This window comes from Clostridia bacterium (assembly GCA_035561135.1).
Lineage (GTDB): Bacteria > Acidobacteriota > Terriglobia > Terriglobales > Acidobacteriaceae > DATMYA01.
In genome coordinates this window covers 21,649-41,943 of record DATMYA010000079.1, presented here as the reverse complement: position 1 = coordinate 41,943, position 20,295 = coordinate 21,649, and the positions used below count along the sequence as shown (strand labels likewise).

General features: G+C 57.1%; 16 protein-coding genes. 12 read left to right on the top strand and 4 right to left on the bottom strand.

Annotated elements, in window-relative coordinates; genetic code table 11:
* Positions 1 to 61: 61 nt before the first annotated feature.
* Positions 62 to 1,840 carry a family 43 glycosylhydrolase gene (locus tag VN622_16025; GenBank protein HWR37369.1) on the top strand — a complete coding sequence of 593 codons (1,779 nt, stop codon included), beginning with the start codon at positions 62 to 64 and terminating at the stop codon, positions 1,838 to 1,840.
* 69 nt (positions 1,841 to 1,909) lie between these two features.
* On the opposite strand, the gene VN622_16020 is transcribed toward VN622_16025, so the two are convergent.
* The gene (locus tag VN622_16020; GenBank protein ID HWR37368.1) at positions 1,910 to 2,425 is read right to left on the bottom strand and encodes a hypothetical protein; all 516 of its coding nucleotides are present in this window, start codon (positions 2,423 to 2,425) and stop codon (positions 1,910 to 1,912) included.
* A 152-nt stretch (positions 2,426 to 2,577) separates the two neighbouring features.
* On the opposite strand from VN622_16020, the gene VN622_16015 reads away from it, so the two are divergent.
* The 7 genes from VN622_16015 (at position 2,578) to VN622_15985 (ending at position 9,164) form a co-directional block, all read left to right on the top strand.
* Positions 2,578 to 5,055, top strand: a complete 2,478-nt coding sequence (locus tag VN622_16015; protein ID HWR37367.1) for a site-specific DNA-methyltransferase — start codon at positions 2,578 to 2,580, stop codon at positions 5,053 to 5,055.
* 50 nt (positions 5,056 to 5,105) lie between these two features.
* The gene (locus VN622_16010) at positions 5,106 to 5,495 is read left to right on the top strand and encodes a hypothetical protein (protein ID HWR37366.1); all 390 of its coding nucleotides are present in this window, start codon (positions 5,106 to 5,108) and stop codon (positions 5,493 to 5,495) included.
* The gene (locus tag VN622_16005) at positions 5,492 to 6,058 is read left to right on the top strand and encodes a CDP-alcohol phosphatidyltransferase family protein (GenBank protein ID HWR37365.1); all 567 of its coding nucleotides are present in this window, start codon (positions 5,492 to 5,494) and stop codon (positions 6,056 to 6,058) included. The genes VN622_16010 and VN622_16005 overlap by 4 nt, the downstream gene beginning before the upstream one ends.
* A gap of 112 nt (positions 6,059 to 6,170) precedes the next feature.
* Complete coding sequence (locus VN622_16000) at positions 6,171 to 7,133, top strand: EamA family transporter (GenBank protein ID HWR37364.1); 963 nt, start codon at positions 6,171 to 6,173, stop codon at positions 7,131 to 7,133.
* Between the two features lie 153 nt (positions 7,134 to 7,286).
* On the top strand, positions 7,287 to 7,832 hold the full coding sequence (locus VN622_15995; protein ID HWR37363.1) for a MarR family transcriptional regulator: 546 nt from the start codon (positions 7,287 to 7,289) through the stop codon (positions 7,830 to 7,832).
* Between the two features lie 12 nt (positions 7,833 to 7,844).
* Positions 7,845 to 8,663: an arsenite methyltransferase gene (arsM, locus tag VN622_15990; GenBank protein ID HWR37362.1), complete on the top strand. Its 819-nt coding sequence runs from the start codon at positions 7,845 to 7,847 to the stop codon at positions 8,661 to 8,663.
* A gap of 105 nt (positions 8,664 to 8,768) precedes the next feature.
* Complete coding sequence (locus VN622_15985; GenBank protein HWR37361.1) at positions 8,769 to 9,164, top strand: GNAT family N-acetyltransferase; 396 nt, start codon at positions 8,769 to 8,771, stop codon at positions 9,162 to 9,164.
* 171 nt (positions 9,165 to 9,335) lie between these two features.
* Here the strand turns inward: VN622_15985 and cysS are convergent, their stop codons facing one another.
* Entirely contained in the window at positions 9,336 to 10,823 is a 1,488-nt protein-coding gene (gene cysS / locus VN622_15980; GenBank protein ID HWR37360.1) for a cysteine--tRNA ligase, read from the bottom strand.
* A 606-nt stretch (positions 10,824 to 11,429) separates the two neighbouring features.
* Between cysS and VN622_15975 the strand changes: the two genes are divergently transcribed.
* From VN622_15975 to galT, 3 genes are all read left to right on the top strand, one after another.
* Positions 11,430 to 12,818 (top strand): acetyl ornithine aminotransferase family protein, encoded by a 1,389-nt coding sequence (locus VN622_15975; GenBank protein HWR37359.1) that lies wholly within the window; start codon positions 11,430 to 11,432, stop codon positions 12,816 to 12,818.
* Between the two features lie 162 nt (positions 12,819 to 12,980).
* Positions 12,981 to 13,436 (top strand): YraN family protein, encoded by a 456-nt coding sequence (locus VN622_15970; protein HWR37358.1) that lies wholly within the window; start codon positions 12,981 to 12,983, stop codon positions 13,434 to 13,436.
* A gap of 273 nt (positions 13,437 to 13,709) precedes the next feature.
* Positions 13,710 to 14,759 (top strand): galactose-1-phosphate uridylyltransferase, encoded by a 1,050-nt coding sequence (galT, locus tag VN622_15965; GenBank protein ID HWR37357.1) that lies wholly within the window; start codon positions 13,710 to 13,712, stop codon positions 14,757 to 14,759.
* Between the two features lie 228 nt (positions 14,760 to 14,987).
* Here the strand turns inward: galT and VN622_15960 are convergent, their stop codons facing one another.
* Together VN622_15960 and VN622_15955 are read right to left on the bottom strand one after the other, a co-directional pair.
* Positions 14,988 to 15,503, bottom strand: a complete 516-nt coding sequence (locus VN622_15960) for a hypothetical protein (protein ID HWR37356.1) — start codon at positions 15,501 to 15,503, stop codon at positions 14,988 to 14,990.
* Positions 15,500 to 17,800, bottom strand: a complete 2,301-nt coding sequence (locus VN622_15955; GenBank protein HWR37355.1) for a cbb3-type cytochrome c oxidase subunit I — start codon at positions 17,798 to 17,800, stop codon at positions 15,500 to 15,502. Before VN622_15955 ends, VN622_15960 begins: the two co-directional genes overlap by 4 nt.
* Positions 17,801 to 17,989: 189 nt before the next feature.
* Between VN622_15955 and VN622_15950 the strand changes: the two genes are divergently transcribed.
* Complete coding sequence (locus VN622_15950) at positions 17,990 to 20,293, top strand: CRISPR-associated endonuclease Cas3'' (GenBank protein ID HWR37354.1); 2,304 nt, start codon at positions 17,990 to 17,992, stop codon at positions 20,291 to 20,293.
* Positions 20,294 to 20,295 lie beyond the last annotated feature (2 nt).

Below are 20,295 nucleotides of genomic sequence, written 5' to 3'. Positions count from 1 at the left end.
TGCCTGGATTGGTAGTTTTACAGGGCAAACTGAGCGCTCCAGCAACATACGCTTTGGCGTGATGCGTTCAGCACTCGCGCTATTGCTCCTGCTCCCGTTGCTCGCCTGTGGCGGAGGTGTGCCGGCAGAGTCCAGATTCTCGACCGTACAAGCGACGGCGGGTCAGTACATGAATCCTCTGCCCATTGTGTTGTTCGATGGGAGCCGTGCGGAAAGCTGCCCTGATCCTTCCATCATTCACGGACAGGAACCGGACGATGATTACTGGTATCTGTATTGCACCAACGAACGCTTCGCAGATCACGCGCGTGTGCATCTCCTGCCCATCTCGAAGTCTTTAGATCTCGTCAATTGGACTTACGTGGGAGATGTATTCGACCGCCTGCCGCCGTGGGTTGCTCCGGGAGCGGGCCTCTGGGCACCGGATATCCAGTTCTTCAACGGCAAGTATTACCTCTACTACTCGGCCTCGAACACTGTTATGGGCGGCAGTGCCATTTTCGTGGCCACCAGCGACACTCCCGTCGGACCCTGGTCCGCCGCTTCCACTCCAGTCGTCGAACCCGGTCCAGCACCGTGCTGCGCGGGTACGCTGCGCGCAACCATCGATTCCGGTATCGTTCAGGATGGCGGTCAGCGCTACATTTTCTACGGCAGCTTCAATGGTGGCATCTCCGCGCGCCTGCTCTCCGCAGACGGCCTGACTTCCGATCGTTCCTCGCAGATACAGATCACCACGGCGGATCGCTATGAAGCGCCGTATGTAATCAAGCGCGACGGCTATTTCTATCTCATGGTATCGGCGGGAGGTTGTTGCGATGGCTTAATGAGCGGGTACGGCGTGTTCGCGGCCCGCTCTCTTAAGCCGCTCGGACCTTACATCGACAAGGATGGCAACTCGATGCTGGACTCTCGCGTAGGTGGCACACCCGTCATCGCGATGGAAGGGAATCGCTGGATCGGTCCGGGACATAACGCCGTTGCGACCGATGCCGCTGGCCAGGACTGGATGGTGTATCACGCGGTCGATAGCGGTAAGCCATACTTCGCGGACAGTTGGACACGTCGCCCACTGCTGATCGATCCTATCGAGTGGGTGAACGGATGGCCGCGGGTGCGTAACGGCGCTGGCGCGTCGGATGCGATTCAGACCGCGCCCGTCGCGGTTCCTGAACAACCGAACCTGCGCACGGCCGCGGCGTCTCCGGTCGATGTTGCCGGCAACATGCTGACGACTTTCTCGGACGAGTTCGTGGCCCCGGCTCTTTCCCCGCAATGGACCTGGATACGGCGTCCAGTCAATGGAACCTTCGGCATCTCAGGGGGATTCTTTCGCTTTGATACCCAGGCGGGGCAACTCTACGTTGGACAGCACGATGCATCGGTGCTTTCCGAGCCCACGCCCAGAGGTAATTACATGGTGGAAACGAGGCTCTCAGTCAATGTGCCATCCTGGGGACAATTCAACTTCGTACAAGGCGGGCTCCTCATATTCAAGGACGATGCCAATTACATCAAGCTCGTCACAGCATCGATCAATCAAACTCGACAGATTGAATTTGCAAAACAGCTTGGCTCCAAGCCCAGTTCATCGAAGTATGGAAGCGCTTTCCTCGCGTCTCCGGCGGACACAACTTACCTGCGAATCGTGAGACGCTCGAAACCAAATGGCTCGGAACTCTACACTTCATACTCCAGCCATGATGGCGTGAATTGGGAACGCGGGCCTACTTGGACGCACACGCTCGGTTCCGGAACAAAAATTGGACTGGTATCAATGGCCGGGGCCGGATTCTCCACATACTTCGACTATGTTCGCGTGTACGCGCTTGCTAACTAGGACCAGGGAAGATGCTCGCCTGAAGGTGTGCCCCTTCAAACTGCATCCAGACTCCTGGCTCAACTCCAATCACTTCTTCCTATGGAATTCGAAGCGACCGGTCTCCTGTTTGCCGTTTTCCACGTACGTCCACTCCTGTATGTGATGGTCAGGATCAATCATCAGGATCTTCAGATGATCCATGTGGCCATCCTTTGGACTAGCGAGATTCGTCGCATCTTTGAACTCAAAGAGAATGGCCTTGGGGTCGTTGCTAGCCACTGCGCGCAACCGTGGCTGATTGTGCGCCGAGCAGTAGTGCGTCGCCATAAGGTCCTTCCCATCGGGGTGGAACATCGTGATCATCTCGTTTGGGGAGTCGGGATCGAGACGGTTGATCACCGCGGAACCATCGGAGACCACTTTGAAGCTGGTGAGCGCCTTGATCGCTTTCCCACTTTCCATGGCAGTGCCTTCCCAGTCTCCCGCGAGCGTCTTCAGCTTTTCGAACTCGGGACTCGGCTGGACAACGGAATTCATCTGTTGCGCGGCCGCGCAAGTTACAAGCATTACCGCCGCTATCATCAACCTGACTAGCTTCATCATCACCCTCCAGATTCCAACGTGCGGGGATGCTAGCGCAAACCCCCCATCCGATTCAACCACGGCGACCCGCGGGTGAGACCGGAAGGTGACCCAGATGACGCCTTCCGACTTTGCTTTGGTTTTGCCGAGAGTTCGTGTAAAACATCTATCCAATGCCTGGTGATGCCCACGTTCGGCTCCGAGAGTACCTGGTTCGGTTGTTCGCGCTCGACGTTCCGGAATTGGACTCTGGCGTACACCGTATTCTCCGTTCCAATCGAGAGGCGATCGCTCTTTTGCTCGCCACCCTGCAGACGCAGCGTGAATCGTCCAATGAAGTCTTTCGGCATTTGCTGGAGTTCTTTTCCCGCTATTACGACGCCGATGGCTCCTTATCGCTGAGGCCGGACGCTCCTGCTGGTGGCCGCAGTTTCGCCACAGAGGACGTCACGATGCGCTGGCGCAATGCCGATCAGTATCACGTCAGCGCTGGCACTCGCCCCTGCAATTACGCTTTCCTGTTGCCGGATAACCGCCGCGTGCGTCTCGTGCTCTCGCCTGCGAGCGCGTCGAACAAGCCTGACCGGCGCCGCCGCGCATCCAGCTTGCGCTTTCGCCTTGCACTCTCAGAGCCTGTGGTAACTGTCAGCGGTGAACTGGTCATTCGACTGGAGCACCGCTTCGAACGCGATACGCCCTCGTGCTCTACGCTAAATCACCACGCTCAACTTGCGAAGCGCATCGTCGCTCACCCGAGTGCAACAGAGTGGGCGCAGGCGCTGGCGTGTCCAGATCAAAGTGGAGGCGCACCCTTAGCGACGCACCTCGCGCGATTCGCCGCCACCCAGACCAGCCGCGACCAATTTGTGCACCGGGATCTGCGCACGTTCCTCAGCCGTGAACTCAGTTCGTTCGCCCACGAACAGATACTCGGCGTGGACCTCGAACATGCGAGCCCGGCATCGCTGGCTCAAGCGAAGGCCGTTCGTTGCGTCGGCAGCCGCGTCATAGACATGCTCACCGTTATCGAGGAAGCAAAGAAGAAACTCTGGCTCAAAAAGAAGTTTGTCCTCGATGCCGACTACTGCATCACTCTCGACCGTCTGCCCGCGTCGGTGCTGCCGATCATCTTCGCAAACGCCGCACAGGTGGCCGAGTGGCGCGCAGCAAATCCCGACCTCGGTCCAATAGACCTGGACTCCAAGTTCCAAGAGCGCTTTCCGCATCTCGTCGTAGACACCGCACATTTCATCCGCGATCAGCGCGACGCGATTCTCTCTTCATTCGATGACCTCGATGCGGCGACACAGGGCGTGCTTATCCACGCCGACAACTTCCATGCGTTGAAACTGCTGCAAACCACTTACAACGAGTCTGTCCGCTGCATTTACATTGACCCGCCATTCAACACCGGCGACACCGTTTTCGCCTACCACGATGATTACCAGCACTCGGCCTGGTTAACGATGATGCGTGACCGCACGGAGGTTGCTACGGGCCTGCTTGCCTCAGATGGAACGTTTTACGTTCACATCGATGGCAACGAGAAGGAGCGTCTGAAGCTCATGCTGGAACAGTCGCTCGTCTACATCACAGAGATCATCTGGCGTATCGGATGGCTCTCCGGCTACAAAACGCGCGCCCATCGATACATCCGCAATCACGACACAATCTATCAATTTGCCAAGACCCCAAAACCGTTTTTTGTGAAAACCTACATCCCTTATCCCGAGGGCTACACGCGTCGAAATGGCTCACCTTCTCCAGCCGCCGGCTACCCGCTCGAAGACACCTGGAACTGCAGCGAACTCGATCGGCTCAACTCCATACAGATCGTCAGCTTCTCCCGCGAAAAAGTTGGCAGCGAGCAGCTTACGCAGAAGAATGAAGCACTCGTGGCTCGCATGGTCAATTCGTCCTCAGCTCCGGGCGACCTCGTGCTGGACTATTTTGTTGGCTCTGGCACCACGGCTGCAACCGCCCACAAACTCGGACGCCGCTGGATTGCCGTCGAGTCGGGCTCTCACTTTCATCGCTACACCCTGCCGCGGCTCAAGGCAGTCCTCTCCGGCGATCCTTACGGCATCTCTCGCGATACGAACTGGGGTGGCGGCGGGATGTTCAAGTATCTGCGGCTGGAGTCGTACGACGACGCCCTGGAGAACATCGCTCACCCGGCGCTGCAGCAGCGACCAAATCAGGGGGGTGAGCTGCGATACACACTAAGCTCTGATGGTCTCGCATCGCTCAATCCAGAGGCCTTTAAGACTCCATTCGCCTGCACGCTGCGGACAACCGATGCTGTTTCCAGTTTGCCAGGCCGCGTCCGGGTCGACTTGGTCGAAACCTTTAACTACCTCCTCGGGCTCCGCGTCACTAGCATCCGGAGCGCGTACGACGCCCGCCTCGTGGAGGGCACGTCTCGCGACGGTCGCCACGTAATAGTGATCTGGCGAAGCATTGAAGCCAGCTCCAGCGAACTTGAGTCGCTTATAAATGACATGGTGAGCTCTCCCAACCTACCGTTCGAAATCGTGTACGCGAATCTCGACGCAGATATCGAAACCCTGCGTCATACATTTCCCGCGACGGACGTTTGTGAATTGCACGCTGAGTTTGAGCGACTTATGTTTGACGTTCAGCAGGTTTAACGAACGCCACTCTTTCGTAACGGCATCTCTCCTGTCGTACAATCATCCATATGGCGCCGGGAGAGCATCGCACTGCGAAGCTGATTAGGGCAGAAACCGAGGGCGGGATGGAGGAAAGTGCGCTTTCTCCCTTCCGTCCCTGCGCGCTTGTGCTCGTCACGCTGTCGTCTCCGCGCGAAAAATTCTGGGGTGCACTGCTTAGTCTCACTGCTGCCGGAGTCAGCCTTCGCGGCGTGAATCTTGAGTCATTCGACGATTTTGCAGCCCAGCTTCGCGACGGCGAACCGGCCGATGCAGCATCCGTCTTTTTTCCCATGCACCGAGTGGAACGCATCGAAGTTGACGCACGCTCCGGTGAAGCCCCCTCCCTCGCCGAGCGCTTCGAAACCAGAACGGGACGCGTCGCCTCTGAAGTGCTTGCACTCGAGGTGCGCGAGTGAAATCTCAGCTTTGGACCGCGCCCAACCAGCTCACGTTGCTGCGCCTCTTCTTCGTGCCGTTTGTCATCATCAATGTCCTGGATGGCAACTTTGGCTGGGCGCTGGGCCTTTTCGTTCTGGCCGCCCTGAGCGACGGACTCGATGGCTTGCTCGCGCGACTGCTGGAGCAAAAGACAACTCTCGGCCAATACCTCGACCCACTCGCGGACAAACTGCTGCTCAGTTCGCTCTTCCTGGTACTGTCGTTCACGCACTACATACCGTGGAAATACACTGTGCTCGTTTTTCTTCGCGACATCTCTATCCTTGTCGTCGCGGCTGTGCTCTATGCCACAACCAACGTTCGCGACTTTCGTCCCAGCATATTCGGAAAACTCAATACCACCGCTCAAGTTGGCGCGGTGTTTTTCGTTTTGCTGGCGCAGATACGGCCGGAGCTCTGGATACAGGCCGCGCGACAGATTCTGCTTTACTCCACCTTTGCCCTGACGCTCGTTTCCGGGATTCACTACAGCATCATCGTCGGCCATCGCCTTCACGCCCCGGACAAAATCGCCCGCTGACCCGATCATGGGTTTTGCGATGCCGGGGCGTATGCCGCATCCATGCCTTACCTGCACATCCCGCGCTCTGGTACTCTGGTTGTTCAACTAATCTCATGATTCATTTGTGCCAATGACAGAAGCGCAACGCAAATTCCGCGTGCAGGTTGTCGTCGCCTTCGGGCTGGTCTACGTCCTATGGGGATCGACCTATTTAGGTATTCGCATTGCAGTGGAAGACATTCCACCTGCGATGATGGGCGCCCTCCGATTCCTGATTTCCGGCTCCGTCATGCTTGCCTGGTGCGCTCTTTCCGGACGCCGCATTAAGCTTTCTGGTCGCGAGTTTCTGCACCTCGGCATCATCGGAGTACTGCTCCTCACGACCGGCAACGTGGTACTGGGATGGGCGGAGACTTACATTCCCTCGGGCCTAGCAGCGCTGCTGATCGCCATTACGCCGCTCTATTTCATACTTCTTGAGACGTTAAGCAGCCGCGGCGACCACCTTTCGCGGCGAGGGCTTGCCGGAATCGCCTTGGGTGTCCTCGGCGTGATCGCACTGCTCTGGCCTGATATTGCACGGGGAATGCGCGTCGGCGGCAGGGAACTCTTCGGCGCCGCTCTCGTGCTCTTCTCAAGCTTCAGTTGGGCCACGGGCTCCGTGCTTTCCAAGCGCTGGCACTCCCAGACCGATCCGTACACTTCGAGCGCGTGGGAGATGACCATCGCGGGCGTAGTGAATCTTTTAATCGCCGTATCGCTAGGCGATCACCACCACGTTACGTGGGCGCCGCGTTCCATGGGTGCCATTCTCTATCTTGTCGTCGCCGGTTCCTGGGTTGGTTTCACTGCTTACATCTGGCTCCTTCGTAACGTGCCCACCCCCAAGGTTGCCACCTACGCCTACATCAATCCCATCGTGGCCGTGTTCCTAGGGTGGCTTGTGCTCGGTGAAAGGATCACAGTCAACATCCTCCTGGGTTCGGTGATTATCATTGTTGGCGTCGTTCTCGTTACCGGAGCCAAGCTCAAGCCGCGCGAGCGAGTACCAGTGGAAGAGCCTGAGCTCCCCGCAGTTGAAAGCGACGCGTAGATCTCCCCGACGAGAGTCGGGGTACTGGCCGATTCCTTGAAGGAGCTCGCCTTGAGACAGCGCCGTAAGTCGCACCCATGAAATCGGCATAATCATCCGCCTCGGTGCAAGTATTTGCTTGACACATGCAAATAGATTGCTTATCGTTGGTGCATGAGCGAAACACACGCCATCGTCGATCAATGGTGGAACCAGCTTGAGCGGCTGTCGCGCGTTATCGGCCAAGTCGGGCCGGACGAAGTTTGCTGCGAAGGACTCACGCCGCGTCAAACATCGATTCTCCGAACCCTAATCGCAGGTGAAGGAGCGCGCCTGACCGATCTTGCCGTCAGTGCCGGAATCAGTCCGAGCGCCATGACACGCGTGATCGAGCGGCTTGAGAAGCTTGGCCTCGTGCAGCGCGTCCGAGGTGTTGGCGAAGACGGCCGTGCGGCCATGGTGCGTATCACCGATGCCGGACGGCAGACGCGCATAAGCATTGACGAGCTTATGCGCGAGCGCACCTCGCTCATTCTGTCGGCCATTCCAACGGCGAAGCGCGGAAGCGTTCTACAGGCGTTGACGACTCTCATTTCGGCCATGGAGAAAAGCGGTTGTTGCGGCTTTAATGCGCCGACTGCAAGACGCCGAAGAGCAAACTCGTGGACAAATCTCGCTGATATTCAGCGCACGAGAGGTGCTCGCAGTGCACGACTCTAGGCACAAGGAGGAATGATGAAAGACGAAAAGATGACGGTTGCGGTTGAAGAACACTATGCGGCAATTGCCCGTGGTGAGCAGTCGGCCTGCGGCATGGCCGTGGAGTCTGTCGCCAGGAACATTGGCTACACCGAAGAAGAGCTCGCGATTGCAGGCGACGCCAACCTGGGCCTCGGCTGCGGGAATCCGCTGGCGCTCACGCAGGTTAAGCCCGGCATGACTGTGCTCGATCTCGGCTCCGGTGCGGGCTTTGATGCCTTCCTGGCTTTGGAACGCGTAAATCCCACAGGCCGCGTCATCGGCGTGGACATGACGGACGACATGCTCAAACTCGCGCGCGAAAACGCGGCCAAGCGCGGCGTAACGAATGTTGAGTTCCGCAAGGGCTTTATCGAAGACCTGCCAGTCGAGAGCGGTACCGTCGATTACGTCATCAGCAACTGCGTCATCAACCTGTCGAGCGACAAGCCCGCAGTCTTTCGCGAAATTCATCGCGTCCTCAAACCTGGCGGACAGTTCGCAGTCAGCGACATCGTGGTTCTGAAGCCATTGCCGCCGGCACTTGCGCGCAGCGTCTCCGCTTACGTGGGCTGCATCGCCGGCGCGAGTCTCATGGGCGAATACCTTGCAACAGCGCTTGGCGCCGGACTGCGCAATCTCAACCTCCCGCAAATCCTGCACGGCCCCGAACTCGTGAAGGTGCTCGCGCCGGAAGGCACGCTCCAGAGCTGCGGATGCGCCTGTTCCTGCAACACCGAGCAGCCTACGGAAGAAATCGTCCGCCTAGCTGCCGAAGCACTCGCGTCCATAAAGTTGCACGGCCGCAAGTAGCAAACGCGGTGGGCTTTACCGAGGCACGCTGAGCGACGCGAAGCATCTGCTTTCGCCTCGCTCAGCAGTTCAGCAGCCCTTCGCCGTGCCAGCTACAATCTGTCCATGCCGATCGTCTATCGCAACGACGTGCGTCCACCAGCGCAGATTATCGCCGCCCTTTATCGCTCCTCGCCGCTTTTTCGTCCCGTGGACGATCTCGCGCGCATCGCCCGCATGTACGCAACCTCCAACGTCGTGCTCACCGCGTTTGATGGTGAACGTCTTGTCGGGATTCTGCGCGGCTGGACCGACGGCGCATTCGATGGATACGTCTGCGATCTCGCAGTAGCGGCGGACATGCAGAAAGCCGGTATTGGCCGCGAACTTCTTAAGCTCGCAACGGCCATGCATCCGGAAATACAGTGGGTCCTGCGCGCTTCCAAAATCGCCGCAGAGTATTACGCGCACATCGGCTGGCAGAAGATCGAGAACGGATGGTTCTGGCCGCGCGAGAACTGACGCGACTTAACGGCAATTAGATTCGAACCTTGTACACGTAAAAAGAAGCGGCATCCCCATCCAAGCGAGGAATTTGCCTTTGTGCCGCTGCCGAGGTAAAGCAGATCCTTCGGCTGCGTCAAAGCGGGCGAGCTTCAGGATGATGCGTTAACTTGCTGCGGCTTTGTAAGACTACTTCCTGCGCCACCTAACACCATCCTTTGTGTTCTCCAGGATGATGCCTTGTTCCATCAGCTGCGCTCGTACGGAATCTGACGTTGCGAAGTCCTTCGCTTTCCGCGCCGCCGAATGTTTTTGCACTAGCTCTTCTACCTGCGTATCGCTCAGCGCGGCGCACTTTGCCATTTCCGCAGTTTCGGCGCTGACCTTGTCTTCGAGTCCTTCGGACTTTGCCCAGTCGACCACGAGCCGCACCTTATCGGCATCCGTGTCATCGAGAACCGCGAAAATCTCGTCGAACTCCTTCATCGCCTGCAACAACGACGGAATGTCCCCTTTACGCACCAGGCCCGCATCGGCTGCCGCATTAACGTCCCGCACGAGGTCGAAAATGGCCGCCAGCATCTGCGCCGTATTCAGGTCGTCATCCATGCTGGCGCGCATGTCGGTTATGGCCTTGCCAGCCATGGCAGCAATCGCTTCGTTGTCGCCCTCCGGCCAATGTGAAGTCTCAAGCCGCAGCTTGAAATTGCGCAGACGCTCCACGGCGTTCGCCGCCTGCTTCAGTCCGTCGAATGTGAAGTTCAATTGCTTGCGGTAAGGGACCGACGCCAACAGAAAGCGGATCGACGAGGGCTTGTGACCCATCAGCACCAGGTCGCGGAGCGTGTAGAAGTTGCCGAGCGACTTCGACATCTTCTCGCCTTCCACCAGCAGGAAGCGTCCATGTACCCAGAAGCGCGCGAATAGCTTGCCTGTGAGCGCCTCGCTCTGCGCGATTTCGTTCTCGTGATGCGGGAAGACAAGATCTTCGCCGCCCAGGTGAATGTCGAACGTCTCGCCAAGGTATTTCATGCTCATCGTGGAGCACTCGATGTGCCACCCTGGACGCCCCGGTCCAATCTCCGTCTCCCACTTCGCTTCGCCCTCTTTCGGAGCCTTCCACAGCGCGAAGTCGCGGGCGTTGTCCTTGTCGTATTCGTCCACATCCACGCGAGCGCCATCCGTCATGCCCGCGAAGTCTTTCTTCGAAAGCTTGCCGTACTCAGGGAACTTCGCGATTCGGAAGTAGTACGAACCCTCTTCCGTGCGATACGCAAAACCCTTCGCCTCGAGTTCTTTGATGAAATGCGCCATGTCATTGATGTGATCGGTGGCGCGCACGATCATCTCCGGCATCTCGAGGTTCAGCGTCGCCATGTCGTCCAGAAACGCTGTTTCGTACTTGCTGGTGTACTCGTTCACCGAGACGCCGGCTTTAGCCGCGTTGCGAATGATCTTGTCGTCCACATCCGTGATATTCATCACGTGCTTCAAACCGTATCCGCTCTGGCGCAGAAAGCGGCGCAAGGTATCGACAACGATGAACGTGCGGAAGTTTCCAATGTGGCCGTAGTCGTACACCGTCAAACCGCATGCGTACATGCGAACCATGTTGTCGTCCAGCGGTTGGAAGGTTTCGACTTTCCCGGAAAGCGTGTTGTAGAGCTCGAGCGCCATAATCTTTCGGTGACCTATGCAGAAACTTCGATTCTATGGGCCGTGCTGAAACGCGGTCAACCGGCAAGGGGCAGACGGCAGACGCAAGACGTCAGACGTAAGCGGGCACACGCGTAAGAAGGCGTCACCTGAGCGGAGCGCAAAAGGCGCGAGTCGAAGGACCTTGCGGTTGATATGTCGCTGAAAACGATAGCTATTCGAGGGGTTACGCCGAGCCGGGAAGATCGCTATAATCAATGTGGAAACTGTCCAGATGAACCGTCGCACGCCAATCCGTAACGCTGCGCATCCCGAGCATTTGCTTGTGTGCCTCTCCGTGCGTGCAATCTGGTCGCGTTTCGCTTCCTCCAGGGCTGAAGCGCATTTGGCCCCCCTGAACTCGCGCCCCAACCTCTTCGCGGGCGACTAACACGTATATCTATTGTGCCCCGTTGCGCCGGCAGAGCTGCGCAACCCATGCGGGACGCGCTCACATCTTTAGAGCATCCGTCCTGCGGAGCGTCTGCCCTTTGGGAGACGAACGACCATGGCTGAGCCATGGGTTACCGGGCACGAGCCGTTCAGGCCGTAAAAGATGTGCCCCCTGTTTCGATGGAGGAAATTCCAATGACGATAAACACGATGAACGTGGCCGGACCGAACATCAAAACCGCACTGCCGGGTCCCAACGCGAAGCGCATTCTGCAAGAAGATGCGCGGCTCATCTCGCCTTCCTACACCCGCTCGTATCCCATGGTCGCCAAGCGTGGACGCGGGCTCATCGTGGAAGACGTGGATGGAAACGAGTTCCTCGACTTCTCGGCTGGCATCGCTGTCACATCGACCGGCCACTGTCATCCGGAGGTCACTGCCGCCATTCAGAAGCAGGCCGGCGAACTCATTCACATGTCGGGCACCGACTTCTATTACGAGAACATGGTTACGCTGGCGGAGCGCCTGTCGAAGATCGCTCCGATGAAAGGGCCGCATAAGTTCTACTACGGCAACTCCGGCGCGGAAGCCGTGGAAGCCGCAATGAAGCTTGCGCGCTACCACACCAAGCGTCAGTGGATCATCGCCTTCTACGGCGCATTCCATGGACGCACCATGGGCGCGCTTTCGCTGACGTGCTCCAAGGCGCAGCAACGCCGCCGCTTTGCGCCGCTCGTTCCGGGCGTCGTGCATGTTCCGTACCCGAATCTTTACCGCCGTCCCGAAGGTACGGACGCCGCTGAGTATGCGCGCCAAACCGCGCGCCACATCGAAGAATGGGTTTTCCGCACGGAGGTTCCGCCCGAGGAGTGCGCCGCTATTGTCGTTGAAGCATTCCAGGGCGAGGGCGGCTATTTGCCTGCACCGCCGGAATTCATGCAGGAACTGCGCGCCATCTGCGATCGCCACGGAATCATGCTGATCGTCGATGAAGTGCAGTCCGGCATGGGACGCACCGGCAAGTGGTGGGCGGTCGAGCATACCGGCGTCGAGCCGGACATGATTACCGTCGCCAAGGGTATTGCCAGCGGAATGCCGCTGAGCGTGCTCGTGACCAAGGCGGAAGTTATGGACTGGCAACCAGGGTCACACGCCTCCACGTTTGGGGGAAACCCTGTCTGCATAGCCGCGGCACTGGCCACGATGGACGTGCTCGAGCGCGAAGCCGTCAGTAACTCCGAGAAGGTCGGACGCCACATCATGCAGCGCATCAGTTCGTGGCCTGAGAAGTTGGTGCTCGTCGGCGATGTTCGCGGACGAGGCCTCATGATCGGCATCGAGCTGGTGACGGACAAGGTCGCAAAAACGCCAGCTGGCGAAGAGCGCGACCGTGTTGTCGACCTGGCATTCGAGCGCGGCTTGCTGATCCTGGGAGCCGGCCCGAACACCGTGCGCCTGTCGCCTCCGCTCATCGCGACGGAACAGCAGGCGGACATCGCACTCGACATTCTCGAAGAGTGCATCACCATCGCCGCCGAAGGCCCTCACAAGACCAAGACCAACGGCAAACAGATGGGCGCGTAGCAGTTCTCCGGGGATTTCGCTTTTGCGCTAACCGGCGCCGCGAGACGGCCGCTGTCCTGCATAAATCGGATGGAAGAGGGTCGCCCCGAGAAGAGAGAAGCCGGCCAGAGATGGCTGGCTTCTTCGTTTTGGCGGCGCGCAAATCGAGTAGAGGACCCGATCATGCGAAGCGTTACGCAATTTGCTATCCGAATGCTTGATCGCCTCACCGCCGCGCTGCCTAAGCGCGAATCTGACACGCTTCCGAAACACCTCATCGTCGGACAGCGCGGCGAAGAAGCTGCTTACTTCTGGCTGCGCCAGCATGGATACACCATTGTGGCGCGCAACTGGCGCTCTCCACATGCGCGCGGCGAACTGGACCTCATCGGCTGGGAGGAGGGCGAGCTCTGCTTCATCGAAGTAAAAACGCGCTCTTCGAAGGGGATTGTGCCAGCCGAGATGGCCGTGACGCGCGACAAGCAATACGAGTTGATTGGTATGGCTCGCCTCTATATGCGCCGCATGCCTCGTGAGACCGTCAGCCGCTTCGATGTCGTCAGTGTGTATCTGTGCGAGGACTGCGACCCGGAGATACAACTCATCAGGAACGCCTTCGGCTGGAGCTTCAAGCAGTGAGATCAGGTGATCACGAATCGAGTTCCTGGACGCAATCACCCAATGAGGTGGATTGTCTTCCTGAGCGAGGCATCAGCCGAGTCGAAGGACCCCTTTTGCCAGCACCGTGCCGATGATAGGGATCGTTCCGATTCGACTACATCGTTCCATAAGGAAGGCAAATGTACGAGCGGCGACCGCGCAGAATTTATTTGTATTCACGGGCCGGAGTTTCTGCCTGTGCCTGAGCGGCGTTAAAATTGCAAGTAACAGTCTTTCATACGGGAGTTATCCTTGCCTGAGCTTCGTAAAGACCCGATCGTCGGCCGGTGGGTCATTATTTCAACCGACCGTGCCAAGCGCCCAACGGACTTCGTCCGCGAGCGCGTCAGCTTCAGGGGTGGGTTTTGTCCATTCTGCTACGGCAATGAAAGCAAGACGCCGCCCGAAATTCTTGCCTATCGCCCCAGCAACAATGGCGATCGCTCAGCCCCGAACACGCCCGGTTGGACGGTGCGCGTGGTGCCGAACAAGTTTCCTGCGCTTGGCATCGAAGGTACCCTCAATCGGCAGGCCGAAGGCTTGTTCGACAAGATGAATGGCCTGGGCGCTCATGAGGTCATCATTGAAACTCCAGATCACAATGCCACGCTTGCATCTCTGCCGCTTAAACGCGTGGAAGACGTGCTGTGGGCATATCGCGATCGCATCGTTGACCTCAAGCGCGACAAGCGTTTCAAGTACATCCTCATCTTCGAGAACCACGGCGAAGCCGCGGGCGCATCGCTGGAGCATCCGCACGGACAGTTAATTGCCCTGCCGATTCTGCCCAAGCACGCCGTCGAAGAACTGGAGGGCGCGAAGCAGTACTTCATTTACAAGGAACGCTGCGTATTCTGCGATATCATCCGCCAGGAACTTGAGAACCCGGTGCGCGTCGTCGCCGAAAACGAAGACTTCGTCACCCTGGCCCCCTATGCGCCGCGCTTTCCATTTGAAACCTGGATTCTGCCCAAGAGCCACGAATCGGCATTTGAGAATTCTTCCTCGAAGGTGTTTGAGAATCTTGCGAAAGCGCTCAAGCAGCTATTGATGAAAGCTGACTTGGTTCTCGACAACCCCGCGTACAACCTTGTTATTCACAGTGCGCCGTCACAGGACCCGTCGCTCGAACATTACCACTGGCACATGGAGTTCATGCCCAAGCTCACCAAGACCGCCGGTTTTGAGTGGGGAACCGGTTTCTACATTAACCCTACGCCGCCGGAGGAAGCAGCGAAGTTTCTCCGCGAAGCGGACATAACGCAGTACAAACCGGAACCAGTGCAGGTGAAAATCGGTTAACTTCTCTGGTGAGGAACTGCGAGTCGATACTCTTTAGGAAAGCTACGGGTGGGTTATCGCGGAGGTATTTGTTAAGCCAAGGCAGTGAGAGCTTTCTCGTATTTGTCGGTGCGGACGGAAGAGCTCCTCAATCACTTTTACCTTCCCATTCAGATGACGCACCAGGGCATCCGTGACGGTTGGCGGAAATGTGGAGTTGCGCACAGAATTTACAGCATCTCTTTGGAGTCAGATCGCAGAGCGAAAAGTTCGCCGGAAGAGTCGAAGCCCAAGCGTCCCCACGCTTATGAAGGACACCGCCAACAGCACTTCCTCTTGGAGTTTGTACTGGTTACGGATCATCTCGACAAACAGGATCATTCCGGCGAGTACAAGCAAAGCCAGCGAGATCCCGCGGTGGAATCTGTACAACCCAGAATCCAGCCACGAATCTGACCGCTGCTCGATAACACGCCCTGAACTTGAGTCTGTACAGCGAAACTTGAATACGCACGCATTGCAGTGATGGGCTTCGGCTCGATAACGACTGACTCGTAGTAGTGTGTCCGTCTCCTCGCGGTGAAGGCTCCGCCCATCCGGGCATTCCCATACATCCAGGTCACGACGATAGGTGAATCCCGCCGTTGTGGCCTGTTCCGAACGCCGATGGACGTGCCTGGCAATTAATTCCAGAAGTGCGGCGACCGCGACGAGGAATCCAGCATAGCCGAGCGCCAGAATGATTTCGGCACTTATATGCATCATGATTCCCGCCTGTCCACTGGGGCCAATACTTCGGTAAATAGAATCTCCGTAGGTTCCTCAAGGACGAGATCAGAGGACATATGCCGGATGCCTAGCCAGCAGAGATACAGAATCGGCAAGGTACCCCCAATGATGAATAGAGCATCGCCAGGGAATCTCAGCCATTCGATCATGGCGTTTGTTGGATTGCTGATGAACTTCAGACTACGCGCATCAAAGTAGCCATATGTTACCGAGTGGTAGAGCTGAAGTACCCCGAGCGGGAACAATGTGGCGAACACCATCCACGCCAAACCGATGTTTAGTGACCAGAAGCTGATCTTGGCGCTTCGATCGGACCAATATCGTTCAGGAATAATGTAGCGCAGACAGAACAGTGCGAGTCCTACGGCGAGCATACCGTACACACCCATCATGGCTGCGTGCCCGTGGTTTGCAGTCAGCGCGGTTCCAATCTCGTAATAGGAGACGATAGGGAGATTGATCAAGAATCCGAAGATGCCGGCGCCAAGAAAATTCCAGAACCCAACTGAGGCAAGGAACATAACCGCCCAATAGTGCGGAAACGGAGCTCGAGATTTCGTTTCCTGTTGTGCTCCGAGTTGGAGGAAGCTCCATGCTTCCACCGTCAGGAAAGTCAGGGGAATAACCTCAGCCGCTGAGAAGAAGGCGCCCAGCGCCATGTGGACTGACGGCTCACCGGAGAAATATACATGGTGCATCGTTCCGATTACTCCACCCGCCGAATAGAGCAGTATGTCGAGGTACACCATCGTGAGCGCGACTCGCTCGTGGACAACACCGAGCAGGACAAAGATGTAGGCGACCATGACGGTCGTGAAGAGTTCCAGGAAATCCTCTACCCAGAGGTGGACGACCCAGAAACGCCAGAAGTCCGTCGTCGTGAAATGGGACGCGGGATGAGCAAGTAATCCAACGCCGTAGAACGCAGGGATAGCGAGCGCCGCAAAGAAGAACAGCCATGGCATGTTGCCCACGTGCTGAGTGCGCAACTTCCTGCGCAAGCCTCGAAAAAGGATTGCGACCCAGAAGAAGAGCCCAACCGTAAGCAGCACCTGCCAAAATCGTCCAAGATCCAGGTACTCGAATCCCTGGTTGCCGAACCATGCCCAACCGTTTCGGATCTTACCCTCGATGCCAGCGAACTCGCCGGCCAGGCTTCCGAACACTACAATCACCAGTGCGCCAAGAAGTCCGTATGAAAGAACATGTTGTCCTTTGGGCTCGTGTCCGGTGATCATCGGCACTAGGAAGATCCCGGCCGCAAGGAATGAAGTGGACACCCAGAATATTGCAAGTTGCAGATGCCAGGTTCGAGCCACATTGAACGGCAGAAGTTGTGCGAGGTCAACACCGAAGAAACTTGATAAGTCGGCGCGGTAGTGTTGAGTTCCTCCTCCAAGTAGAGTTTGCAAGAGGAATAGGAGCGACATCACAAAGAAGAACCATGCACACGATTTCTGGGCTGGAGTTAAGGCAACAACATCAGGCGGACGGAATGAGACAGTCTGCCGTTCGCGGCCATGCCAACCAAGGAAATTCCATCGCCCGAACGCCGCCAATAACAACCCGATTCCACCAAGCAACGCGATAAGAGAAAGCACACTCCAGACGATTGCGTCCGCAGTCGCATGATTATCGACCAGCGGCTCGGGAGGCCAATTATTTGTATACGAATACGACAAACCAGGCCGCAGAGCAGAGGACGCCCACGCCGTCCATGCGAAGAATGCAGTTAATTCACGAATCTGTTGTGGATCGGTAATGGCCTGAGGCCGCAGACCGAATTTACTCGTTGGCTCACCAAAAAAGGATCCGTAATACTTTTCTAACTCTTCAAATGCACGGGCCTGAGCTGAGGTGAAAACGAGCGTGCCAGTGGCTTCGTCAAATGTGTTTGTCTTGAAATCTGCGATGGTCTGCAGCTTTGCCCTATCGGATGATGCGCCACCGTACTGGTCAATCGAAATGAGGGCGGCACGGTGAAGATAGTCTGCTGTGAAGTCTGGACCGAGGTAAGCTCCGTGTCCAAACACAGAACCGTACTCCATGAGACCGTTCTGCAAAAACACAGCTTGTCCGGCCATGATGTCGGCGCGATTGAAGAGCACGCCTCCTCCCTGCGAATCAACAATGCGCTCCGGTATGGGTGGCTCACCCGTGTAAGTCCGATATGCCAGGAATCCCAACACAAAGAAACCGAACAGAATGACAATTGCTACAGCTTGTACCCAAGTGCGGGAAACCATCAACTGCTGTCCACCCTCGGCTTGCATGTGCAGTACTCCTTGGCAATTCGATGCCTGGGGGAGCGCGAGAGGTAACCTGTGTTTCTATAAGCGGAACTTTGGGAACTAGCGCCAGGCTGTCTAGATGGACGACCATCTTCCAGTGCGTCAGTGTCATAAAACAGTTTGACAGCCTAAACAATACTGAACATGCTGTGTTCCTGAATCAGAACAACAATGGAGCAGACCGTGAGGCAGGATCTGAAGACGGCGCCATCGCGACTGGATGAAACCACGCTCGTTTACGCCCACACACTTTCAGGACATCCTCGTAGCGAGTGGGAGCCACTCAGCTGGCATCTCGACAAAGCAGCTGCATGCGCGGCGATATTCGCGGAGGCCTTTGGTGCCCGTGCATGGGGCGATCTGTTGGGACGCTGCCACGATCTTGGCAAGTCATCCGATGCATTCCAACGGTATATCGCGGCAGCAGACTCCAAAGCTGAGGATGCGGGAGCCGTGGATATGCATCCCGGGCGCGTGGACCATTCCACCTATGGTGCGCGATATGTAAGCCAGGTTGTCGGAAACATTAGGGGGCAGATTCTCGCCTTCTGCATCGCCGGGCATCATGCAGGACTGCCGGACGAGTCTTCCTCGGAAGAACTGAACCAGCGCGGTACCCTCAGATTCAGGATGGATCAGACTCGCTACACCATTCCTGCAATCAGCACGCTGGAATCAGAGCCAGAGTTACCATCAAACCTTCTACTTCCATTGAAGTCGGTTGCTAGTAATAGTGGGGATCGTGCGTTTCAGGTTGCGTTCTTTACACGGATGATCTTCTCTTGCTTGATCGATGCTGACCGAACAGCGACTGAGAGTTTTTGCGATCCCGACAAGGCTGGGGCGCGGAAGATTAGCCGCCCTCCGCTGCTTGCAATGAAGGAAAAGCTCGATGCCAGTCTCAAGCAGAAACAGGAGCAAGCAGAAGCGACCGAAGTCAATCAACAGCGTGCCAAGGTCTTGGAACAGTGCCGCACTGCCTCCGAACATCCACCCGGTTTCTTTTCGCTAAATGTGCCAACCGGTGGTGGAAAAACACTTTCATCGCTCGCCTTTGCGCTGCATCATGCTGATCGTCACAATTTGCGACGAGTGTTGGTTGCCATACCATTCACCAGCATCATCGAGCAAACAGCTGATAACTATCGGGTGGCACTGGGCGAATTAGCAGAAACTGGCTTAGTCGAGCACCACACGAATCTCAAGCCGGCGCTCGATACACGCGCCAATCAATTCGGCACAGAAAATTGGGACGCGCCGCTTATTGTCACTACCAACGTGCAGTTATTGGAGAGCCTCTTCGCCGCTGCGACGACACCATGCCGTAAGCTACACCGGCTAGCAAACAGCGTGATCATCCTGGACGAAGCGCAGACCCTTCCAGTTGAACTGCTCCGGCCCGCATTAGCCGCGCTTAAAGAACTGGTATCAAATTACGGGTGTTCGATCGTTCTTTGTACGGCGACCCAACCCGCCCTTGAACATCGCGAGGATTTCGACTTAGGCATCAAGGGGGTGCGGCCAATTATTCCCGACGCCCGATTACTGTTCACAGCACTGAAGCGCGTCGAGGTGCATCATGAGAAATTCCTGCCGGACTCAGAACTTTCGGAGCGATTGGCAAAGGAAGACTCGGCCCTTTGCATTGTGAATACGCGCCGCCATGCTGCCCGGTTATACGACCGCGTGGCCGCCCTGACGGAGCCCGGGACCTGTTTTCACCTGAGCACCTGGATGTGCGGACGGCACCGGCGAGCGGTGCTCAGGCAGATTCGTCTGCGGCTGAAGCAAAAACAGCACTGCCGTGTCGTCAGCACGCAACTGATCGAGGCAGGTGTGGACGTGGATTTTCCTGCCGTATATCGCGCCGCAGCCGGATTCGACTCCATCGCACAAGCTGCCGGCCGCTGCAATCGCGAGGGATTACTTTCCACGGGGCACACGTATGTATTCGATTCCGAAGAACTGCCTCCGCCGGGCTTACAACTCGACGCCGCACAGGCGGGAAAGGAATTGATTCAGCAATATCCTGACCCGCTTACGCCGGAAGCCATCGAGGCCTACTTCCGACTCTTCTATTGGGCCCAAAAGGATCGGTGGGACAAGCATGAAGTCATGCAGCAGATGAAGGTTGATCAAGTGAACAACCGCCTTGCATTTCAGTTCCGCCAAATTGAGAAGCAGTTCAAGATGATTCCCGACAACCAAACGCCAATCCTCGTGCCCTATCGCAGTAAAGGACGGCGACTATGGGACAAGCTGGCCTGCGGTCACGTGCCCTATGTGCCGCATCGCGAACTGCAGCCCTACCTTGTTTCTGTACACAGCCGGATGCTGCGTGTAATGCAAGAGAATTCGTTAGTTAAGGAACACGAGTCCGGCGTATGGTTGCTGCTAAATTGCACCGAATACACCGATGAAAAGGGATTGGCGCCGGAGGCGTGCGGGCTTGACCCCTCGCTCTGGAGCGTTTAGGA